Source organism: Paenibacillus artemisiicola, from assembly GCF_017652985.1.
GTDB lineage: Bacteria > Bacillota > Bacilli > Paenibacillales > Paenibacillaceae > Paenibacillus_Z > Paenibacillus_Z artemisiicola.
Genome location: NZ_JAGGDJ010000033.1, coordinates 19,794 through 41,052 on the forward strand (window position 1 = coordinate 19,794; position 21,259 = coordinate 41,052).

The 21,259-nt window shown below is 66.8% G+C and carries 19 protein-coding genes; 3 read left to right on the plus strand and 16 right to left on the minus strand.

Annotated features, from left to right (window positions below; genetic code table 11):
- Window positions 1–13: 13 nt before the first annotated feature.
- Window positions 14–397 (minus strand): DMT family transporter, encoded by a 384-nt coding sequence (locus I8J29_RS24875; RefSeq protein ID WP_208850120.1) that lies wholly within the window; start codon window positions 395–397, stop codon window positions 14–16.
- 6 nt (window positions 398–403) lie between these two features.
- Window positions 404–1,000 carry a TetR/AcrR family transcriptional regulator gene (locus tag I8J29_RS24880; RefSeq protein ID WP_208850121.1) on the minus strand — a complete coding sequence of 199 codons (597 nt, stop codon included), beginning with the start codon at window positions 998–1,000 and terminating at the stop codon, window positions 404–406.
- 760 nt (window positions 1,001–1,760) lie between these two features.
- Here I8J29_RS24880 and I8J29_RS24885 point away from each other — a divergent pair.
- Window positions 1,761–2,090 (plus strand): YnfA family protein, encoded by a 330-nt coding sequence (locus tag I8J29_RS24885; RefSeq protein WP_208850122.1) that lies wholly within the window; start codon window positions 1,761–1,763, stop codon window positions 2,088–2,090.
- 124 nt (window positions 2,091–2,214) lie between these two features.
- Here the strand turns inward: I8J29_RS24885 and I8J29_RS24890 are convergent, their stop codons facing one another.
- From I8J29_RS24890 to nirB, 13 genes are all read right to left on the minus strand, one after another.
- A complete protein-coding gene (locus I8J29_RS24890; protein WP_208850123.1) occupies window positions 2,215–2,997 on the minus strand; it encodes an SDR family oxidoreductase in 783 nt (260 codons plus the stop codon).
- Between the two features lie 45 nt (window positions 2,998–3,042).
- Window positions 3,043–5,028: an oxidoreductase gene (locus I8J29_RS24895; RefSeq protein WP_208850124.1), complete on the minus strand. Its 1,986-nt coding sequence runs from the start codon at window positions 5,026–5,028 to the stop codon at window positions 3,043–3,045.
- Between the two features lie 7 nt (window positions 5,029–5,035).
- On the minus strand, window positions 5,036–6,151 hold the full coding sequence (locus I8J29_RS24900) for an acyl-CoA dehydrogenase family protein (protein WP_240546471.1): 1,116 nt from the start codon (window positions 6,149–6,151) through the stop codon (window positions 5,036–5,038).
- Window positions 6,152–6,270: 119 nt separating this feature from the next.
- A complete protein-coding gene (locus I8J29_RS24905; RefSeq protein WP_208850126.1) occupies window positions 6,271–7,881 on the minus strand; it encodes an AMP-binding protein in 1,611 nt (536 codons plus the stop codon).
- Between the two features lie 146 nt (window positions 7,882–8,027).
- Complete coding sequence (gene aroA / locus I8J29_RS24910) at window positions 8,028–9,335, minus strand: 3-phosphoshikimate 1-carboxyvinyltransferase (RefSeq protein ID WP_208850127.1); 1,308 nt, start codon at window positions 9,333–9,335, stop codon at window positions 8,028–8,030.
- Window positions 9,336–9,578: 243 nt separating this feature from the next.
- The gene (locus tag I8J29_RS24915) at window positions 9,579–10,325 is read right to left on the minus strand and encodes a GTP cyclohydrolase II (protein ID WP_420831160.1); all 747 of its coding nucleotides are present in this window, start codon (window positions 10,323–10,325) and stop codon (window positions 9,579–9,581) included.
- Between the two features lie 195 nt (window positions 10,326–10,520).
- Window positions 10,521–11,900: a beta-N-acetylhexosaminidase gene (gene nagZ, locus I8J29_RS24920; RefSeq protein ID WP_208850129.1), complete on the minus strand. Its 1,380-nt coding sequence runs from the start codon at window positions 11,898–11,900 to the stop codon at window positions 10,521–10,523.
- Window positions 11,901–11,942: 42 nt separating this feature from the next.
- Window positions 11,943–12,212 (minus strand): hypothetical protein, encoded by a 270-nt coding sequence (locus tag I8J29_RS24925; RefSeq protein WP_208850130.1) that lies wholly within the window; start codon window positions 12,210–12,212, stop codon window positions 11,943–11,945.
- A complete protein-coding gene (locus I8J29_RS24930) occupies window positions 12,200–13,024 on the minus strand; it encodes an alpha/beta hydrolase family protein (protein WP_208850131.1) in 825 nt (274 codons plus the stop codon). Before I8J29_RS24930 ends, I8J29_RS24925 begins: the two co-directional genes overlap by 13 nt.
- 124 nt (window positions 13,025–13,148) lie before the next feature.
- Window positions 13,149–13,844 carry a DNA alkylation repair protein gene (locus I8J29_RS24935; RefSeq protein WP_208850132.1) on the minus strand — a complete coding sequence of 232 codons (696 nt, stop codon included), beginning with the start codon at window positions 13,842–13,844 and terminating at the stop codon, window positions 13,149–13,151.
- Between the two features lie 153 nt (window positions 13,845–13,997).
- The gene (locus I8J29_RS24940; protein WP_208850133.1) at window positions 13,998–14,822 is read right to left on the minus strand and encodes a uroporphyrinogen-III synthase; all 825 of its coding nucleotides are present in this window, start codon (window positions 14,820–14,822) and stop codon (window positions 13,998–14,000) included.
- A gap of 88 nt (window positions 14,823–14,910) precedes the next feature.
- Window positions 14,911–15,246 carry a nitrite reductase small subunit NirD gene (gene nirD, locus I8J29_RS24945; protein WP_208850134.1) on the minus strand — a complete coding sequence of 112 codons (336 nt, stop codon included), beginning with the start codon at window positions 15,244–15,246 and terminating at the stop codon, window positions 14,911–14,913.
- 107 nt (window positions 15,247–15,353) lie between these two features.
- The gene (nirB, locus tag I8J29_RS24950) at window positions 15,354–17,783 is read right to left on the minus strand and encodes a nitrite reductase large subunit NirB (protein ID WP_208850135.1); all 2,430 of its coding nucleotides are present in this window, start codon (window positions 17,781–17,783) and stop codon (window positions 15,354–15,356) included.
- Between the two features lie 354 nt (window positions 17,784–18,137).
- Between nirB and I8J29_RS24955 the strand changes: the two genes are divergently transcribed.
- Both I8J29_RS24955 and I8J29_RS24960 read left to right on the plus strand, forming a co-directional pair.
- Window positions 18,138–18,692, plus strand: coding sequence for an ANTAR domain-containing response regulator (locus tag I8J29_RS24955; RefSeq protein WP_208850136.1), 555 nt, complete (start codon window positions 18,138–18,140; stop codon window positions 18,690–18,692).
- A 314-nt stretch (window positions 18,693–19,006) separates the two neighbouring features.
- Window positions 19,007–20,245: a nitrate/nitrite transporter gene (locus I8J29_RS24960; protein ID WP_208850148.1), complete on the plus strand. Its 1,239-nt coding sequence runs from the start codon at window positions 19,007–19,009 to the stop codon at window positions 20,243–20,245.
- Between the two features lie 145 nt (window positions 20,246–20,390).
- Here I8J29_RS24960 and mobA read toward each other — a convergent pair whose 3' ends face one another.
- On the minus strand, window positions 20,391–21,257 hold the full coding sequence (gene mobA, locus I8J29_RS24965) for a molybdenum cofactor guanylyltransferase (RefSeq protein WP_208850137.1): 867 nt from the start codon (window positions 21,255–21,257) through the stop codon (window positions 20,391–20,393).
- Window positions 21,258–21,259 lie beyond the last annotated feature (2 nt).

Consider the following 21,259-nt stretch of genomic DNA (forward strand, 5'->3'; position numbering starts at 1 on the left):
TCGCGCTTGCGTTTCAGTCCGCGGCCGTTTCCGCGTCGGCCATCGCTTTCGGCCGGGAAGCCGCTTCCTCGGCTTCCGTCCGCCCGGACACGACCTTCAGGCCGACGATGCCGCCGACGAGCAGCGCGATGAACAGCAGCTTCGGCACGTTCACCGGCTCATCCAGCACCGCGATGGACACAATCACGGTGCCGACCGAACCGATGCCCGTGAACACCGCGTACGCCGTGCCGATCTCGACGCGCTTCATCGCCTTGGCGAAGCAGAAGAAGCTGGCCGCCAGAAGCGCGACCGTGACGACGCTCGGCAGCCATTTCGTGAAGCCCTCCGATTCCTGCAGCCCGTAGGCCCAAGCGACCTCCAGCCCGCCCGCGATCAGCAAATACAGCCATGCCATGATGCGTCACCCCTTCCTTTCCGACTGCGCCAGCCGGAGCGCTTCCTGCAGACAGCCCCAGACCAGCGTCTGGCGGCGCCGGTACAGCTCGGTATCGTACAATTTATGTTCCACCAGCAGTCCGTCCGCCAAGGCGTAAAAGAGCGCGAGCAGACGTTCCGCCTGCTCCTCGCCGAAGCCGCCCGGCCCGGCGTACTCATGAAGCAGCCGCTGCATGGGCACGGTAAAGACATGCTCGTAGGCGATGAATGCCGTGCGCAGCCGGTCCTCGAGATTGCGCGGCGGCATGAGCATCGTCCGCTTGAGGAACGATTGGCCCTTCGTCAGGCCGTCCAGGTCGGTGAGAAAACGAAACGCGGCATAGAACCGCTCCAGCGGCGGCCGGTCCGCCATGCCGGCGAGCAACTGCACGAACTTGCCGCTCTCCTCGTGCACGGCGTCCTCCAGCAGCTCGAGGAAGAGCTGCTCCTTGGACTCGAAATGCGCGTAGATCGACGGCGTCTTGATGCCGACGGATTTGGCGATCTCCGACAGGGAGACGCCCTCGTACCCCGATTCCGCGAACAGCGTCAGGGCGGCTTGCTTGATGCTCTTGGCGGTCATGGGATTCCTCCTTTATCCATGCAAGGGCGAGTATGCTTCGCGTGCGGTGCGGACATACCAGCCTAACGAACGTTAGTTAGTCTTTGGCTATGATAGCTTGAGGCGGCGGATACGTCAAGCCTCTTTTTTTGCGGCGGAGGGTACGCGAGAAGCACTCTTGTGGCGCTGCGCACCAATGACGGCGGAGGGCATGGGCTCCCGAACGCGCGAGAAGGGCTCCCGTGGCGCTGCCAAAGGCGGCGGAGGACTCGGACTCCGTCCCGAACGCGCGAGAAGCGCTCCCGTGGCGCTGCGCACCGAAGTCGCTCTTCTTCGCGCGTTCGGGGCTGCGCCCCTGCCGCCGCTTCTGCTCATTACGGTTGTGTCCGATGGGCTGCTTTTTGGAGTTAGTACGTAGTATTCTACTTATGTACCGTACTAGGTGACGTTCATCAGCGCTGAGCCACGACTTTGCGATCATGTACCGTACGTGGTACCGTTCTTCGGCACGAAGCCGCGATTTCGCGCTCATGTACCGTACGTGGTACCGTACATCGGCGCCGGTGCGTGATTTTCCGCTCATGTACCGTACGTGGTACCGCTCATCGGCACGAAACCACGATTTCGCGCTCCTGTACCGTACGAGGTACCCTACATAGGCGCCAGCGCGTGATTTTCCCGTCGTACCGTACCGGGTACCGTTCTTCTCGGTAGATCCGTGCCGCGTACTCCGGCCGAAGCTTCCCATTACACGTCCCACGACGGGGAGAGGAGCCCATTCATGTTCATCGCCATCGTTTTGTTCATCTTGGCCGGTCTCGCGGAGATCGGCGGCGGCTATCTCGTCTGGCTGTGGCTCAAGGACGCCAAGCCGCTCTGGTTCGGCATCGCCGGCAGCCTCGTCCTCGTGCTGTACGGCATCCTTCCGACTTTTCAAAGCTTCCCCTCGTTCGGGCGGGTCTATGCCGCGTACGGCGGCGTCTTCGTCGCGCTTGCGGTGCTGTGGGGCTGGCTCGTCGACCGCAAGGCGCCCGACCTGTACGATTGCCTCGGCGCGGCGGTCTGCCTGATCGGCGTGTCGATCATGCTGTGGGCGCCGCGGCACGGGTAACCCGTTCTCGGTCCGTCCCCCTGCCCATCCTCGCATCGCAAGAAAAAGGAGCTGCGCCGACGCAGCTCCTTTTTCTTGCCGATTAGACGGGGTCCGAACCTTCGGAACGGCCTCGCGCCCGCCGTCAATTCCCGTCGATGTCGTACGAGATCAGCGTCAGGCCACCGTCGACGGAGATGATCTGGCCCGTGATGAAGCCGGCCGCCTCGCTCGCCAGGAACAGCGCGACGCCGGAGACGTCCTCCGGCTGCGTCAGCCGGCCGAGCGGGGTGCGGCGCGTCACGTTCGCTTTGAACGTCTCGAAGCGCTCCTTGGCGTAGAACCGCACGGAGTCCGTCTCGACGACGCCGGGCGAGATGGCGTTGCTCGTGATGCCCTTCGGGCCGAGCTCCGCGCCCAGGTAGCGGGTCAGCGATTCCAGCGCCGCCTTGGCCGAGCCGATGTTGGAGTAGTTCGGCAGCGTGAACTGGCTGCCCAGGCTGGACACGGTGATGATCCGCCCCGGCCGGCCTTCCATGAGCGGCACCGCGCGCTGGACCGCGTGCAGCACGCTCTTCACGATGACCTGGTACGTCCGGTCGACGTGGTAATCCTTCGTCTCCATGATCGGCTTGAACGCGGTCGCCGCCGCGTTCGCCATGAAGACGTCGAGCGCGCCCCATTCGCTCGCGATCATGTCGAACATGGCGTCGATCTCCGCCGACGACTCCAGCTCCGCCTTGCAGACGAGCACCTGCCCGCCGCAGCGGCGCGCTTCCTCGGCCGTCTCCCGCGCGGCGTCCTCGTCCCGCCGGTAATGGATGGCGACGTCCGCGCCCGCCTTCGCGAACGCGAGGGCGGTCGCCCGTCCGATGCCCCGCGAGCTGCCCGTAATCAGCACCTTCTTGCCTTTAAACGATTCCGTCACTGCTATCCGTCCTCTCGCACTCGTTTTCGATCTTGCCCGCTATTCCTACAAGGTCATGGCGATCTCGTACGCCTGCCGGATCGCGCGCGCGGCGTTCAGCTCCGCCGCGTCGCTGGCGCCGCCGACCACGTCCGGCCGCCGGTCGCCCTCCCCCAGCAGGCCCATCCACTCCGTGCGCGACCGCTGGCCCGTGCACAGCACGACCTGATCCGCCTCCAGGAACCGTTCCTCCACGTCGTTCTCCACCCAGACGCCGCCGGGGACGACGGCGCGGCAGCGATAGCCCTTCAGCACGTCGACGCCCCGCCGCTTCAGCTCCTCGAGCAGCACCCAGCGCGTCGTCACCCCGACGCCCTTGGCCACCTTCTCCGAACGCGACACGAGCGTGATGCGCACCGGGGCCGCCTGGGCCGGCGCGGCCGCATAGCCGCGCTCCGCGAAGAACGCGTGCACGTCCGGCCGGAGCGCCGCCGTCTCGGCGATGTAATGGGCGACGTCGCTGCCGATGCCGCCGCCGCCCACGATGACGATGCGCCGCCCGAGCGGCCGCCCGCCGGCCAGCAGCTCCGCGTACGTGCACACCAGCGGCAGATCCGCGCCCGCCAGCGTCTCCGGCACGTGCGGCTGCACGCCCGTGGCGACGACGACCCGGTCGAACGCCCGCAGCTCGTCCGCGGACGGCGACACGTTCGTGCGCACGTCGACGCCGAGCCGCTGCAGCGCCACCGTATAATAGCGCAGCGTCTCGCGGAACACGGCCTTGCCGGGAATCCGCGAGGCGAGCAGGAATTGCCCGCCGAGCCTCTCGCGCGCCTCGAACAGCGTGACGGCGTGGCCCCGCTCCGCGGCCGTCTTGGCCGCCTGCAGCCCTGCGACCCCGCCGCCGACGACGGCGACCGTCAGCGGCGCGGCCGCGCGGACGAACGGCTCCGCCTCCCTGCCGGCCCGCGGGTTCACCAGGCAGCCCACCGTCTTGCGCGCGAACGCCCGGTCGAGGCAGGCCTGGTTGCAGGCCAGGCAGACGTTCAGCCCGTCGCGGTCGGCCTGCAGGATCTTCCGCGCGAACTCGGGGTCGGCGAGCCACGGTCTAGCCGGCGCGACGAAATCCATGTCGCCCCGGGCGAGCGCCTGCTCGGCCGCCTCCGGCGTATGAAGGCGGTTCGCCCCGATGACCGGGATGCCGACCGCGCCGCGGACGGCGCCGACGATGTGCGCGAACGCCCCGGCCGGCACCGTCGCCCCGACGGTCGGCAGCCGCGATTCGTGCCAGCCGATGCCGACGTTCAGCGCGTCGGCCCCGCTGCGCTCCAGCGCCCGGGCGAGCGCCAGCGTCTCCGCAGGCGTCGTGCTGCCGTCCATGCAGTCGTCGCCGGACATGCGGAAGATGACGGGAAACTCGCGCCCGACCCGCTCCCGGATCCGCGCGACGACCTCGGCGCTCATCCGGATGCGTCCCTCGAGCGTGCCGCCATAGCCGTCATCCCGCGCGTTCGTGAGCGGCGACATGAATTCGTTCAGCAGATAGCCTTCGGAGCCCATGATCTCGATCGCGTGGAACCCCGCGTCCCGCGCGAACGCCGCGCCCTCGGCGAACGCCTCCTGCACGCGCGCAATGTCCGCGAGCGTCAAGGCTTCCGGCGTCTCGCGCGTCAGCCGCGAAGCGATCGCGCTCGGCGCCCGCGGCGCGAGCCCGGTCTCTTCGCCGCGGGCGTACCGGCCGGTATGCGTCAGCTGCAGGGCGAGCTTGCCGCCCGCCGCGCGGATCCGGCCCGCCAGCTCGCGCAGCTGCTCGCGATGGTCCGCCGCGGTCAGGTCGTACATGCCGTGCCCCCCGCCTTCGGGCAGGACGGCGGCATGGCCCGTGACGATGAGCGCCGCGCCGCCGCGCACCCGCTCCTCGTAGAAAGCCGCGAGCTGCCCGAGCTGCGAGCGGTCTCCTTCGATGCCGAGGTGCATCGCCCCCATCAGCATCCGATGGTCGAGCGCCAGCGAGCCGATCCGGCCCGGTCGGAGCAAGAGCGTTGGTATCATCGCGCCCTCACCTTTCCGCCAAAATATGCTTGGCAATGACCGCCTTCTGAATCTCCGCCGTGCCTTCCTCGAACTTCTGCGCCCGCGCGTCGCGGTAGATGCGCTCGATCTCGTAGCCCTTGAAATACCCGATGCCGCCCCAGATCTGCTGGGCCTTGTCCGTCACCCGCTGCAGCATCTCGAGCGCGTACAGCTTCGCCATCGAGGCGGGCGGCGGCGTCAGCGCGCCGGCGTCCTTCAGCCGGCCCGCGTGCATGACGAGCTGCCGGGCGGCTTCGATGTCCGTCGCCATCTCGGCGATCCACGTCTGCACGACCTGCCGCTGGCTGAGCGGCTTGCCGAACGTCACGCGCTCGCCGCTCCGCATGACGGCCAGATCGAACGCGCGCTGCGCCAGACCGACGCACGTCATGCCGACGCACACCCGGCTCGGATCGAGGAAGCCGTTCAGCGCGCCCGCGAGCCCTTGGCCGATATCGCCGAGCAGGTTCGCCGCGGGGACGCGCGCGTCCTTCAATACGATATGCGCGTGGCCCGTGCCCGTCAGCCCGAGCGTCGGCGGCATGAGCCTGATTTCGACGCCGGGGGCCGTGCGCGGCACGAGCAGCGCCATCGTCCCGTCGTAGCCGCGCGTCCCTTCCATCCGGCAATAGAGCATGAGATAGTCCGCGGTGTCGCCGAACGTGATGAGCCACTTCTCCCCGTTCAGGACGTACTCGCCGCCTTCCAGGCGCGCGGACGTCTCGATGTCCGCCCCGGAACCGGCGTTCGGCTCCGTCAGCGTGAACGCGACGCTGATCTCGCCGCGCACGAGCGGCTTCACGAACCGTTCGCGCTGCTCCTCGGTCGCGAGAAAATCGATCGGCCGCCACACGCCGTTAATGACGTGCACGATCATCCGGATCGAGCCGTGCGACTGCGAGAACAGCTCCAGCAGCCGCAAATACTGCGTGAAGCTTAAGCCACGGCCGCCGTAGGCTTCCGGCGCCGCCAGGCGCAAATAGCCGCGCTCGCGCAGCTCCGCCCAGACGTCCGGCCCGCATTCCCCGGTCTCCTCGATCCGCTCGGACAGCTCCCGCAGCCGGCCGTGCACGTAACGCTCCACTTCGTCTTTTAATTTCAAGAACGCCGTCTCTTCCATATGCCCCTACCTCTCCAACGGTTATAAACGCTTGGTAACGCACGCAATCGGCCCCGCGACGCGCGCAAGCCGGAAGGCGCGCGTACGGCCGTCCGGACGGATCATTCCGCCCGGCTCGTCCACTGCAGCTCGGCGCCCAGCTTGTCCGCGATCGACTGCCGCAAAATAAACTTCTGGATCTTGCCCGTCGTCGTGCGCGGCATGTCGCCGATGACCTCGAGCCGCTCCGGCCAATAGATTTTGGCGACGCCCTGCGACTTGAGATACGCCGTCAGCTCGTCCAGCCGGAGCGTGTCCTCGGCATTCCGCAGCGACACGTACGCGCAGATCCGCTCGTTCAGCCGCTCGTCCGGCATGCCGACGATCGCGACGTCCCGCAGCCGGTCCATCTGGTACAGCACGTTCTCGACCTCCGCGACCGGCACCTTCATGCCGCCGCGGTTGATGATGTCCTTCACCCTGCCGGTCAGCCGAAGATTGCCCTCCTCGTCGATGACCGCCAGGTCGCCGGTGTTGAAGAATCCGTCCGGATCCACCGCCGCTTCGTACCATTCCGGATGGTCGAGGTACGCCGTGAACATGGCGGGCGTTCTGACCTTGAACAACCCTTCCTTGCCCGGCGGCAGCGTCCGTCCTTCCTCGTCGGTCACCTTCATGTCGCGGCCCGCGATGGCCCGTCCGTCCGTGTTCCAGGACGCCTCGCCGTACGCCCGCACGCTGCCGACGCTGATCATGCACGACTCGGTCGAACCCCAGCCGCCGACCACCTTGCAGCTCAGCTTCTCCGCCGCTTCCTGCGCCAGCTTGCGCGGCACCGGGGCGCCCGTGGCGACGAACGCGCCCAGGCCCTTCGGCGGCGCGCTCACGCGCGTCAGATCGGCCAGAAACGGCATCGCCGCCTGCACGAACGTCGCGCCGTGCTCCTCGATGGCGGCGCGGGCGGTGTCCATCTGCCAGACCGACTGGCAGATCTGGGTCGCGCCGAGATAAAGCGCGAGCGACATGCCGTATAGGAAGCCGGTCTGATGCGCCATCGGCGACGGAATCCAGACCCGGTCGTCCGGGGTGAGTCCGAGCGCCTCCACGTGCGCGGCGACGCCGTGGCCGAGCGTGCCGTGCGTGTGCACAACGCCCTTCGGCTCGCCCGTCGTGCCCGACGTGAAGAGCAGCTGCGAAGCCGCCGAAGCTCCCGGCCGCCGCCGCCCGAGCCGCGCGCGGTCCGGCGCTTGGGCGGCCAAGCCGCCGAGGCTTGTCTTCCGGCGGGCCGGGCTGCCCGGCTTGATCGTGATCAGCGACCGCATACCCGGCAGCTCGCCGAGGATGCGCCCGATCAGCTCGCCGTAGCGGAAGCCCTTGTGCTCCTCCGCGATGATCAGCACCTTGCTGTTCGACTTGCGCATGATGAACGGGATTTCCCGTTCCCGCAGCGCCGGCAGCATCGGGCAGGCAACCGCTCCCGCCTTCCAGATCGCAAGCGTCAGCACGACGAACTCCCACCCGTTCGGCAGCAGATAGGCGACGTTCTCGCCCGCCTCCACCCCGAGATCGATCAGCCCTTGCGCGGCGCGGTCGCTCAGCTCGTTCAGCTCGCCGAAGGTCAGCGCGACCGGGCGGCCGCCGTTCAAATCGACGACCGCGGTCTTCCGCGCGTCCGCCCGCTCCAGCCGGTCCAGAAACAAATAGTCGTGATCCTGTCTGTTATCCGTCTTCATCCCGATTCGATCTCCTCTGTTTGTGCTTGAAGTGGCGCCAAGGCGCCGCTCCGGCCTTCCGCGGCGATCCGCCGGGACCGCGCCGAAGCCGCCTGGCGCGTCGATTGCCTAGGGTTGAACCCGATGCGACGGTGCCGAATCCCGCTTCAGCGGCTCAGCGCCGGCTCGCGGACGTTCACCCCGACCGCCTCCAGATGCCGGAAGAACTCGGGGTACGAGATCCGGTACGCGTTCGGGTACGTCAGCGCGCTGACCCCGTCCTCCGACCGGAGGCCGGCCAGCGTGAACGCCATTTGGACGCGATGGTCGTTGTACGTGGAGATCGCCGCGCCCTTCAGCCGCTCGACGCCTTCGATGACGAGGTCGTCCCCGGTCTCCTCGATGCGCGCGCCCATCTTGTTCAGCTGCAGCATCGCCTTGACGCGGTTCGATTCCTTCATCCGGCCCGGCCCGATATTGCGCAGCACCGTCTGGCCCCGCGACAGCGCCGCGACGACGGACAGCACCGGAATGAGGTCCGGGATGTCCCGCATGTCGATGTCGAGGCCGCTCGTCGGCCGAATGCCGGCGTGGCGGATGCGCAGCCCTTCGCCGGCGGGATCGTACGCCAGCGGTATGCCCAGCTCCTCGACGATCTCGAGCACCCGGTTTTCCGGATGCGTGCCTTTCCCCGCGATGCCCTGCAGCGTCAGGTCCGCCGGATAGAGCGCGGCGAGCGCGAGCAGGAAGGCCGACGAGGACAGGTCCGGCTCGATCGCGATTTCCGTCGCCCGGTACGTCTGTCCCGCGGGCACCCGCCATCTCGCGCCGCCCGGCTCCTCTTCGATGACGATGCCGAACTGCCGCATCATCTGGATGGTGAGCCGGACGTACGTCAGCTCGTTGACCGGCGGCAGCGCCTCGATCACCGTGTCCGCGGCGGCGAACGGCGCCGCGATCAGCAGACCGGAGATCCACTGACTGAGCGTGCCCGGCACTTGGACGAGCCCGCCGCGCGGCCGTCCGGGCGCGATCGTGACCGGCATCTTGTGCCGGTCGGCCTGCCAGCCGATGCCGACGGCGCCGAGCGCCTCCAGCAGCGGGCCGATGGGCCGTTCCCGCAGCGCCTTATGCCCGTCGTATGTAGCCGGCCGGCCTTCGGACAAGCTGCCCAGCCCGAGCATGAATTGCAGCGTCGAGCCGGAGCTGCCGACCCGAATCTTGCCGTTGCGAGGCTTGTACGGCCCGCCCTTGACCCTGTAGCCGTCCTCGGTCGGCTTCACCGCGATGCCGAAGTCCTGCAGCGAACGGAGCGTGTCCTTGATGTGCAGCGCGCCGGATTTGCCGCGGATGACCGTCTCCCCGTCCGCCAGGGAACCGAAGATGAGCGCGCGGTGCAAATGATACTTGGACGGAGGAACCCGGACGACGCCCTTCACTTCGCCCCGATGCGGGTAAACAATCGTTTTTGCCAAGCGGCACACCACCCTATCCTATCGTTTCCGGTACCCCAGATCGGCCGGAATACTAATAGATACGACGATGCGCCGCCAAACATGATTGGTTTTTTATAACGCGATGCTATCAGTCTTTCATCATCGCCCGCCGGTTAAACGTTTCCCGCGCACAAAAAAGAGGAGCGGACAGCCTATGCTGCCCGCTCCCCGCGGTCCCGCGTCTTCGTTCCGTTCGGGCGCCGGGTCCCGTCCCCCGCCGCCCTACGGCCGGCGAACCGACTGCTCCTCGTCGAAATGGCCGGAGCGGTTCACCTTCGTCTGCAAATACTTTTGGTTGAATTCCGAAACGTCGCCCCACAGCGGCACCCGGCCGTCGACGTTCAGGCCGGACGCCTTGAGCGCCTCCAGCTTGCGCGGATTGTTCGTGATCAGCGTGACCGGCTTGCTGCGCAAGTGCTTCAGCACGACCAGCGTGTCGTCGTAGCTGCGCGCGTCGTCCTTGAAGCCGAGCTCCAGGTTCGCGTCGACCGTGTCGTAGCCCTTCTCCTGCAGCAGGTACGCCATCGCCTTGCTGAACAGCCCGATGCCGCGCCCCTCGTGGTTCGCCAGGTAGAACAGCGCCCCGGCGCCGTGCGACGCGATCATTTTCATGGACTGGTGCAGCTGATAGCCGCAATCGCACCGCTTGCTTCCGAATATGTCGCCCGTATGGCAGATGCTGTGCATCCGGATGAGGGCATCCTCCGCGTTCGCGAAATCCCCGTGGACGAGCACGCTCGATTGCTGCTTCTCCGCCAGATTGGAAGCCGACAGCTGCTCGATCAGAAACTCCGTCCGCTCCTTCTCCTTGCAGCCGCCCTCCTTATGGACGAGATCCTTGCACGGCAGCCAGCAGTACCATTGAAATACGACGGTCTCGCCGTCGAGATTGACGGGGAGCCGGATCGGCCCCACGAGTATGATCGTTCCGTCCTTGCCTTTGATCGTGTCGATGTTCTGATCGAGCATCGACACGATGCTTTCATCGATGACTGGCATGATTGCGCCTCCTTGACCTTGCGTCTCGCGCTTCGGCTCCGCACAGTATACTGTAGGTTTCCCCAGAATTGCAAAAAAATAAGCCGTTCCCGCGGGCGGCCATGGAGACCGCCGGGAACGGCTTCGCGCGCGGCCGGGACGGATGCCTCCTGGTTCGCCGGCCGGTCAGTGCGCCGACACGGCCTTCTTGATGATCGCGTTCACGCCGCTCACGTCCGGCTTCGCCGGAATCGCCGCGTCGCTCAGCTTGTAGCGCTGCTTGAGCGCCAGGATGCGCGTCACGCTTTCGTCGATCCGCTGCTGCGTAATCGCGCCCTTCTGCACGGCCTGCTTCAGCGCGCCGACGACCGTCTTGGCATCGTCGTACCCGTGCGCGAGCAGAATGATGTCGCTGCCGGCCTTCACCGACGTCACGGCGGCCTGGGCCAGGCCGAAATGCTCGGAGATCGCGCCCATCGTCATGTCGTCCGTGATGACGACGCCTTGGAAGCCAAGCTCGCCGCGCAGTTCGTCCGTGATGATCGTCTTCGACAGCGAGGCCGGATGCGACGGGTCGATCTTCGGGAACAGGATATGCGCCACCATCACCATGTCGGCCCCGTCCTCGACGGCCGCCTTGAAGGGCACCCATTCGAACGCCTTCAGCTGCGCCAAGGTCTTGTTCACGACGGGCAGCTCCAGGTGGGAATCCACCGAGGTATCCCCATGGCCCGGAAAATGCTTCACGACCGGCACGACGCCCTGCCCGCGGATGCTCTCCAGGACGGAGAGCCCCATGTCGGTCACGCGCTTCGGCGTCGTGCCGAAGGAGCGGTCGCCGATGACCGGATTGTTCGGATTGCTGTTGATGTCCAGCACCGGGGCGAAATCGACGTTGAAGCCCATCAGCTTGCCCGCCTTCCCGAGCGCGGTGCCGATCTGTCCCGCGTACGCCGCGTCGCCCGTGTCGCCGATCGTCCGGGCGGGCGGGATTTTCAACAGGCCGGGCAGCCGGCTGACGCGCCCGCCTTCCTGGTCCACCGAGATGAAGAGCGGCGCGGGATTGGCCTTGTTCCACGCCTTCAGCTGATTGACGTAAGCGGCCACGCCCGCGGGGGTCGTGACATTGTTCTTATAGAAAATAAAGCCGCCGACATGCTGCTCCTGAATCATGCGCTTCGCCTGCGCGCTCGCCGTCGTGCCGTCGAGGCCGGCGATGAGCATCTCGCCGACCTTCTCGTCCAGCGTCATCTTCGCGACGCGCTGCGCGAGCAGCTCTTCGGCCGTCGGCTGCGCGGGCGGCGGCGGCTCGTTCGAGCCGGAATTGCCGTTCTCCGCGGGAGGCGTCTGCGCCCCGTTATTGCCCGCGCCCGCGTTCCCGCCGTTGCCCGATCCGGGCTGCTCCGGCGTCGTCTGCGGCGCATTGCCGTTGTCCGGCGTCTGCGCCGGCGGCGCGGCGTTCCCCGGATTCGTCCCGCCCGTCGCGCCGCCGTTGCCCCCGGCAGAGCCGCAGCCCCCCGCAAGCACGACCGACAGCGCCAGCGTTGCCAGCCAAAGCTTTCTCATCTATACCACCACTCGTTTCGTCGTTGTAGGTTTAGTCTTACCCTAACCGACGAAAGCAGACGCCGAAATTGTTGCAATGGCCGCAAAAGACGGCTCGATCGGGTAGGAAACCCGGATCCGAACGAGGTATGGAACAAGATGCGAAACCAGCAGCGAAGCAAGCAGCAAGACAAGCAGCGCAACGAGACGCAATGCAGCGATTCCGGCGGTATAACGGCGTTTATGACGCATGCCGGAAAGCGAAAAGCCGCCCGCGACCGTGTCGGTCCAAGGCGGCTGACGCCTGCGGGAATTTCCCGTCAGATCGTCCACAAGCTCCAATCGCTGCGGCGTTTGCCGACCGCGTCGATCCAGCGCAGCGAAATATCGAACAGCTCGTCGCGCGAGGTTTTGCTCGAGAAGGTATGGTCGCCCTGCAGGATGACCTCTTTGTCGCAATTGCCCTCTTTGCGGAGCCAGAACATTTTCTGGTACAGGAAGCAGTAGTCGACCGGCACGACCGTATCGGCCGTTCCGTGCACGATCAGCACGTCGCCGCCGAAGCCGCGCAGCTCCGTGAGCGGCTGGTACTGAGCCAGCGAGTCCGCGAAGCGCTTGGTGAATTGGTAATGCATGTAGTCGGTCTTGCCGACGTTCTCGATCTCCTCGATCGCCTTGGTTCCGATGATGTTGCGAATATCCATGAACGGATGCGCGACCGGCGCCCACAGGACGAGCGACTTCACGCGCGAATCCCGCGCCGCCGTCAGCACCGCGACCGCGCCGCCCAGGCTGTGGCCGAGCAGGATCAGCCGCTCCGAATCCACCAGGTCGAGGCTCGACGCGTAGTCGATGACCGTGCGGGTCTGCTCGATGAGCGCGTCCAGACCGCCGCCGCCGTAGTCGCCGCCGCTCTCGCCGCAGCCGCCGTAATCGAAGCGGAGCACGAGATAGCCGCTGCGCGTCAGCCGCTCCGCCGCTTCCACGAACAGCCGGTCCGTGCCCATCCGGTTGCCGATGAAGCCGTGGCAGACGATGACGAGCGGATATTTGTTGCCGCATTTCGCGCCTTCCGGCACGACGGGATATTGAAGCACGCCGGACAGCTCGATCTCGCCGCTCCGGATCGTAATGGGATGATTCATCTTCGGCACCACCTTATTCCTATAATTCCTACCTACTTTGTTGGAATTAGAATACCACGGGACGAGCATGCCCGTCAAATACCTTTTGCAATGCGGCCAAAAGCCTTGTGCGACGCCGTTCGGGCTACTCTCCGATATGCTTCAGCGCCTCGCGCACGCTGAGCGGCGACAGCTCCGCCCGGCGCACGAACGCCCGCACCGCCTCCGGATTCGTCTTGGCGTACTCCCGCAGCACCCAGCCGATCGCCTTGCGCATGAAAAAATCGCTCTCGCCCGCCGTGCGGCGGATGAGCGCGAACAGCAGCTCCGCATCGGTGCCCGCCTTGTAGCCGAGCTGGAACAGAATCGCCGAGCGGCGCAGCCACAGGTCGTCCGACGCGATCCATTTCTCCGCGAACGCCGGAACGAGCTCCGGGTGCTTGGCGAACAGCGCCCCGGCCAAATGGTTCGCCAGCATGTCCACCGTATCCCACCAGCTGTGCGTCGTGATCAGCTGCTCCAGCAGTCCCGTCTGCTCCGGGCGCAGCTCCTTCTTGCGCTTCGTCAGCAGCTCCAGCGCCGCATAGTGAAATTCCCGCTCCGGCAGCGCCCACAGCCGCCGCGCGACCGCTTCGAGCGCTTCGCCGGAAGGTACGCCATGCTCCTTCGCGTAGGCTTTCGTCAGCGCCGTGCGCGCCGGATTGCGGATCCCGAGAAACGGAAACCGGTCCCGCATATACGCCGCCATCGGAACGGCCGTCGCCGCGTCGGCATGGCCACGCAGCAGCCGCTCCAGCCCGTCCGCGTACGCGGCCGCGTCTCCCGTCCATCGAACCGCCATCGCGCGTCCGCCCCCTTCGTTCATCGAAACAAATCCGATTATACAGGATGCGCGGCCCGGCTCCTAATCGCCCGCTCCGCAAGGCGCGAAAAAGAGCCCCTCCGTCCGGAGAGGCCCCCGTTCTCTTGCGTGCTTGGCGCCGGGCGCCGCTCTTTACGCCACGTGATGGCCCCCCGCGGCGCCGAAATGCTTCCCGAGCGCCACGATCAGGCTGCCCATCCGCTCCTCCTCCGGGTACAGCACCCGCTCCACGCCTTCCTCGCGCAGCGCTTCGGCCGACACCTTGCCGACGGATGCCGCGAGCACGTCACCGGCGAACGCCTCGCGCACGGCTTCCAGCAGGCCCAGCTCGGCCGCGCGGCCCATCACGCAGCGGACCTGCGCCGTGCTCGTGAACGCGACGGCATCCACGCGCCGGCCCGCGATCTCGTCCAGCAGCTGCCGGAGCACGGCGCCTTCCGGCGGCAGATGGCGGTACGGCAGCAGCTCCTCGCAGACGGCGCCGCGGGCGGCGAGCTCGCCGGTGAGCCGCGGCGCGGGATCGCCGTACAGCTGCAGCGCGATCCGCGCGCCGGCGAGGCCGCGCTGCCCCATCGCGCGCAGCAGCCCCGCCGTCGTGCCGTCGTCGTCGCGCGCGTCCGGCGCCTGGCCGTATTTGCGCAGCGCGTTCACGGTCTTGTAGCCGCGCGCCGCGATGCGCATCCGCCCGAGCGCCGCGAGGAACGGCATCAGGAGACCGAGCCGGTCCGCCGCCTCCAGCAGCGCCTCGGTCCCCGTGCCGGTCGTGAGCACGAGCCAATCGGCCGGGCGGACGATCAGCCCGCGCAGCTGCTCCTCGATCCGGGCGTCGTCGAGAAACACGTCGCCCTGCGCCGGACGGAGCACCATCGTCCCGCCGAATTTGGCCACCATCCTGCCGAACTCCTCCGCCTTGCGCGCGCCCGTCACCGCTATCGTTTTCCCTTCCAATCGCGCCATGCCGCCGCCTCCCGTCTTGGTCCGATCCGCTTCTGCCGGCCCGGGCGCTCCTGCGCGCGCCCCTTGCCGCCCCGTATGCTTGCTCGATCTACGATACCTTCGCTTCCGCCTCTTCCTTCAGAAACAATACGACGTTGCCGCTTTCGTCCACCTCGACCCGGTACGGTGCCACGCAGCCCTCGTCGGGCGCCTGCACGAGCCCGTCGCGCAGGTCGATCTTCCAATCGTGCAGCGGGCAGTAGACGTGATGGTCGCAGACGATGCCTTCGGAGAGCTGTCCGCCCTTGTGCGGACACCGGTTCTCCACCGCCCGGACCGTGCCGTCGGACAGCTTGAACAGCGCCAGCTCCAAGCCGTCCATCCGGAATATGCGCCCCGACCGCGCGGGAAACTCGTCAATATGGCCCACAATCACTTCGTTCATCGCTCTTCCGCTCCTTTGCGCGGCTGCCGCCCGGGCGGCAGCGCGTCTCTGTCTCATTCGGTTAAAGCCGTCCCCGACCCGACCCTATCCGCAGCGTGCCGCGGCCGTTACTTCGCGTCCGCCGGCGCGGTCAGCGTCTCGAACGCGCTGCGCAGCTCGGCGTTCTCGATGATCTCCTTCCACGGATCCCGCGTCAGCCCGAGCGTCGCGTCGATGCGGGCGTTCAGCGCGTCGCGGTCCGCTTTGTCCGCGAGCGCTGCCTTGACCGCGTCGAGTCCGACGCGCTGGCACCATTCGCTCGTGCGTTCCAAATAATTCGCCGTTTCGCGGTAGTACTGGAGGTACGCGCCGGTCCACTCCAGCACCTCCTCCTCGGTCTTCACCTTCGTCAGCAGCTCCGCGGCCCGGACGCGGGTGCCGCCGTTGCCCGCGACGTGCAGCTCCCAACCGCCGTCGATCGCGACGACGCCGAGGTCCTTGATCGTCGCCTCCGCGCAGTTGCGCGGGCAGCCCGACACGGCGAGCTTCACTTTATGCGGCGTGTCGAGCCGCTCGAATTTCTTCTCCAGGTCGACGCCCATCTTCATCGCGTCCTGGGTGCCGAAGCGGCAGAAAGTGTTGCCGACGCAGGTCTTGACCGTGCGGAGCGACTTGCCGTAGGCGTACCCCGACGGCATGTCGAGGTCCTCCCACATGCCCGGCAGGTCCTCCTTCTTCACGCCGAGCAGATCGATCCGCTGGCCGCCGGTAATCTTGACGAGCGGCACCCGGTACTTCTCCGCGACCGTCGCGATCCGCTTCAAGTCCTCCGGCGTCGTCACGCCGCCGTAAATCCGCGGGACCACGGAGTACGTGCCGTCCTTCTGGATGTTGGCGTGGCTGCGCTCGTTGACGAAGCGGGACGCCCGTTCGTCCTCGTGCTCCTCCGGGAACGCCATCCCGATATAGTAATTGAGCGCCGGCCGGCACTTGGAGCAGCCCTCCGGATTGCTCCACTCCAGCACGTGCATCGCTTCCTTCGTCGTCGTGAGACGCATCTCCCGGATGGCGCCGACGATCTCGTCGCGCGTCAGCTTCGTGCAGCCGCAAATGCCTTCCTTCACCGCCGCCACCTTGTCGGCGCCGAGCGTCGACGTCAGGATCGCTTCCACGAGCGGCTTGCACCCGCCGCAGCCGCCGGACGCCTTCGTGCACGCCTTCAGCTCGGGCACGCTGGCGCAGCCCTTCTCCGTGATGGCGTCCACGAGCATATCCTTCGTCACGCCGTTGCAGCCGCAGACGATTTCGTCGCCGCTCATCGCCGCCGCGAGATCCTCCGCGCCCGCGGGCTTGCCGCCTCCGCCGGACGGGCCGAACAGCAGCTCCCGCTCGCTGCCCGCGTAGTCTTTCCCGCTGCGGATCGCGGCGAACAGCTTCGAGCCGTCGCTCGTGTCGCCGAACAGCACCGCGCCGACGACGCGGCCGTTCTCGAACACGACTTTCTTATAGATGCCGTCCAGGTCATCCTGCACGCGGAGCGCCCTCGTGCCGGGATCGTCGGTATACCGGCCCGCCGAGAAGACGTTCACGCCCGATACCTTCAGCTTCGTCGACGGCACCGAGCCCGCGTATCCCGCGGTTTCCGCGCCGGCCAGCCGCTTGGCCAGCACCGCTCCCTGCTCGTAGAGCGGCGCCACGAGGCCGTACGCCACGCCGCGGTGCTCCGCGCACTCGCCGACGGCATAGACGTGCGGGAGATTCGTTTCCATATAATCGTTCACCACGATGCCGGTCTGGACCGATACGCCGCTGCGCGCCGCCAATCCCGCGTTCGGCCGGATGCCGACCGCCATGACGATCAGATCGGCTTCCGCGCGCGTCCCGTCCGTGAACGTCAAGCCTGTGACGCGCGACTCGCCCGTAATGGCGGCGGACTGCTTATTCAGCAGGAACGTCATCCCTTGGCGCTCCAGCTCCGTCCGCAGCATCCGCGAAGCCGTCTCGTCGAGCTGCCGGTTCATGAGGAACGGGCCGTTATGCACGACGGCCGCTTCCATGCCGAGATGGAGCAGGCCGCGGGCCGCTTCGAGACCGAGCAGGCCCCCGCCGATGACGATCGCCTTGCGGTATCGTTTCGCCGCCTCCATCATCGTCTCGCAGTCCTTGATGTCGCGGAACGCGATGACGCCTTCCTTGTCGGCGCCGGGCAGCGGCAGCATGAACGGCAGCGAGCCCGTTGCGAATACGAGCTCGTCGTACGGCAGCGCCGCGCCGCGGTCCGTGCGCACCTCGCGCTTCGCGGCATCCACCTCGACCGCCTCCTGTCCGGCGAGCAGCGCGATGCCGTTGTCTTGGTACCAATCCCAATCGTTCAGCACGATCTCGTTCAGGCCGGCGTCGCCGGCGAGGACGGACGAGAGCATAATGCGGTTATAGTTCGGATGCGGCTCCGCGCCGATAATCGAGATGTCGTACCGGCCCGGGTTCAGCTTCAGCAGCTGTTCGACGAACGAGACGCCCGCCATTCCGTTTCCGATCATGACCAGCTTCTTCTTCATGGCGATCTCTCCTAAACGTAAAGTGAGGGCGAAACGCGAATGACAACTCGGATGAAACCATAAAAAGCCCATCCCCGCGCCAAAGAAAACAAGACGCTCGGGATAGGCTCCATTGCCGGATCGTAAGGGCACGCCGTTGTGCCGTCGGATCGAAAGTTCTTGACCCGATTATAGATCGCCTTCAGACATATGTCAACTATCTTGACACGTAAACCCCGCCCAATTCATAATACAAAGAAGAAGCCCTTCGAAATGCGCGTTATTCGAAGCGATTCCGTGTAACCATACGTGACATTCATAACCGGCATAAACAGCCACGAACGCTTAAGCCCCAGTTTAGCGAGGTGAAGGTCCATGAAGTCGATTTTGTTGCTTGAGAACGAAACGCCGCCCGCGGCCGCGGACAGTCTGCGGCGATGCTGCAAGTCGCTGCGCCGCGCGGCCGGCGAGAGCGAAGCCCGCGCCGCCGTCGGCGCCGTCGACGCGGTCGTCCTGCATGTCCCGGCCGCGGCGCTGGCCGGCTGGCAATCCGCCGTCGCGGGCATGCGCCGGCTGCCGACGCTGTGGCTCTGCCCGGACGGGGACGTCCCGCCGGACGCCGATTGGGGCTGCGAGCTCGACGGGATCCTGTTCGCTTCCATGGGCTCCCGCGAGACGAAGATCGCGCTCCAGTGGAGCGTCCGCGCGTTCCGGCAGCGCCGGCGCTGGGCGGAAGAACGCGAGCAGCTTCTGCAGCGGATCGAGGAGCGCAAATGGATCGATCAGGCGAAGGCCGTGCTGTGCGAGATCAAGGGCATTACGGAAGCGGAAGCGTACGACTTCCTCCGCAAACAGGCGATGAACGAACGCAAGCGGATCGGGGACATTTCCGCGTCGATCGTCAAGGTGTACCAGCTCATTCACGGGTGAACCGGGGGCTGCGAGCCTGAAATCTGTTATCGCCTTTTTTCCCGAAAATAATGTCAGGTATATTGACATCCGTTTTCGGCCGCCTCTATAATGCAAACAAGATCACAAAGATGTGGATCCGCGAATGAACCGGCGCGCACACCGACGTGCGGCCGGGTGGCAATGAGGCCGCGTTGCAGTTCTATTTGACTGCGATGCGGCCTTTTCGGTTGTTCCGGGCCCTGCCCGTTCGCGGATTTCCGCCGGCCGGCATCCGGCAGGAATGATGGAGAGAGAGAAGCAACGCCAACCATGGAGAGGAGTTTTGCAGGATGATGGATCGCAAAAGTTTCTTGAAAAGCGGGCACGGCCCTTCGCTGCTGAGCGCGTTTCTGTATTTCGATTTGAGCTTTATGGTTTGGTCGCTCCTCGGGCCGCTCGCCGTCGTCATTATGGGCGACTACCAAATGGACGCCGCGCAGAAAGCCAACCTCGTCGCGCTGCCCGTCCTCGGCGGCTCGGTGCTGCGCCTCGTGCTCGGCTACCTGACGGACGTCATCGGGCCGAAGCGCACCGGCCAGCTCGGGCTGCTGCTGACGATGGTCCCGCTCGTCTGGGGCTGGAAGTTCGTCGACTCCTTGAACGAGCTGTACGGCGTCGCCCTCATGCTCGGCATCGCCGGCGCCTCGTTCGCCGCCGCCCTGCCGCTCGCGAGCCGCTGGTACCCGCCGAAATACCAGGGCCTGGCGATGGGCATCGCCGGCGCCGGCAACAGCGGCACCGTGTTCTCGACGCTGTTCGCGAACCGGATCGCGCAGCATTTCGGCACGTGGCACGTCGTCTTCGGCCTTGCGCTCATCCCGATCGTCATCGTGTTCGTCGTCTTCTCCGTTCTGGCGAAGGACAGCCCGAACCAGCCCGCGCCGCGCAAGCTGTCCGATTACGGCGCCGTGCTGCGGCAGCGCGACACGTGGATGTTCTGCGTGTTCTACGGCGTCACGTTCGGCGGCTTCGTGGGCATGTCCAACTACCTGACCATCTTCTTCAATACCCAATACGGCCTGAGCCCCGTACGGGCGGCCGACTTCACCACGCTGTGCGTCATCGCCGGCAGCTTCTTCCGCCCCGTCGGCGGCTGGCTGGCCGACCGGATCGGCGGCATCCGCATGCTGATGCTGCTTTACGGCATCGTGGCGCTCATGATGGCCTGCATCTCGTCCCTCCCGGCGCTCCCGGTCATCCTCGTGCTGCTGTTCGTCGGCATGATGGCGCTCGGCATGGGCAACGGCTCCGTGTTCCAGCTCGTTCCGCTCCGCTTCCAAAACGAGATCGGCATCGTGACCGGCATCGTCGGCGCCGCGGGCGGTCTCGGCGGCTACTTCCTGCCGAAGCTGCTCGGCAACCTGAAGCTGTCCACCGGCTCGTACGCGCCCGGCTTCCTGATCGTGAGCGGCGTCGCGGCGCTGTGCGTCGCGCTCATCTTCCTGATCCAAGGCTCGTGGAAAAAATCGTGGATCGGCAGCGGCGGCAAAGCCCGCGTCGACGCGAGCGTGCCGGGCGGCATCGCTTCGTAGAAGCAGGCGGCCGCGGCGCGGCGGCGCGGCGGAGGCAAGATAAAGCAACAGCCACGATTGGCGACATTAACGGCAACTTTAAAGATAAGGATAATGGCGAGATAAAGGCAAAGCCCCTTGACCCGCGCGGAGCTTCCGCGAACGGTCAAGGGGCTTTCGGTTGTTCGCCGAGACGGACGTATCGTTCGTACGCGTCCGGCGTGTTCAGGTTCGCGAACGCGCCTTCCTCGTCCGCGTCCGGCGTCAGCTCGAGCGTCCGCAGCGCGCCGGCGAGCGCCATGACGCGCAGGTCCCCGCGCGCCAGCCGCGACGCCAGCTCCGCGGCCGCGCTCGTATGGTACAGCGCGTGGAAGGGCTGCCCCGCCGCGCGGATCAGCTGCGGGCCGCGGAATGCCTCGCGGCCTTCGGCCTTGGCGCCTCCGGCAGCCGCGGCTGCGGCAGCCGGCTCGGGGGCGTTCGGAGGCGCGCCGGCCGCGGCGGGTTCTTCGCCTCCGCCGGCCGCGCCGCGGGCAATGCCGCCTGCCGGCGCGACCGTTTCTCCCGTGCCCGCGACGACTACGCCGCCCGCGGGTTCCGACGCGGAATCGCCGACGGCGCCCGCAGTTGCGGGCCAGTCCGCTCCGCCCGGCGCCGCCTCCCCGACGGCCCGAAGCAGCCGCGCCAGCAGCGGCGCCGACAACGCCGGCATGTCGCAGGCCATCGCGAAGCCGTAGCCGGGCGCCGGCATCGCGGTCAGCGCGGCATGCAGGCCCGCGAGCGGCCCGCTATCCGGGAAGCGGTCGGCCGCGAAGCCGATCTCGCCCGGCAAGCCCGCGAGCAGCGGCCCGTAGTCGCCCGCGCGCTCCGCCGGACCGCAGGCGACGACGACGCGCCGCAGGCCAAGAGCGAGCATCGCCTCCGCCGCATGCCGCAGCAGCGGCTTGCCGCCCACCGGCAGCAGCGCCTTGTTGCGTCCCATCCGCGAGCTCCGTCCGCCCGCGAGGAGGATGCCGGTCACTTCCTCCGCTCTCATGC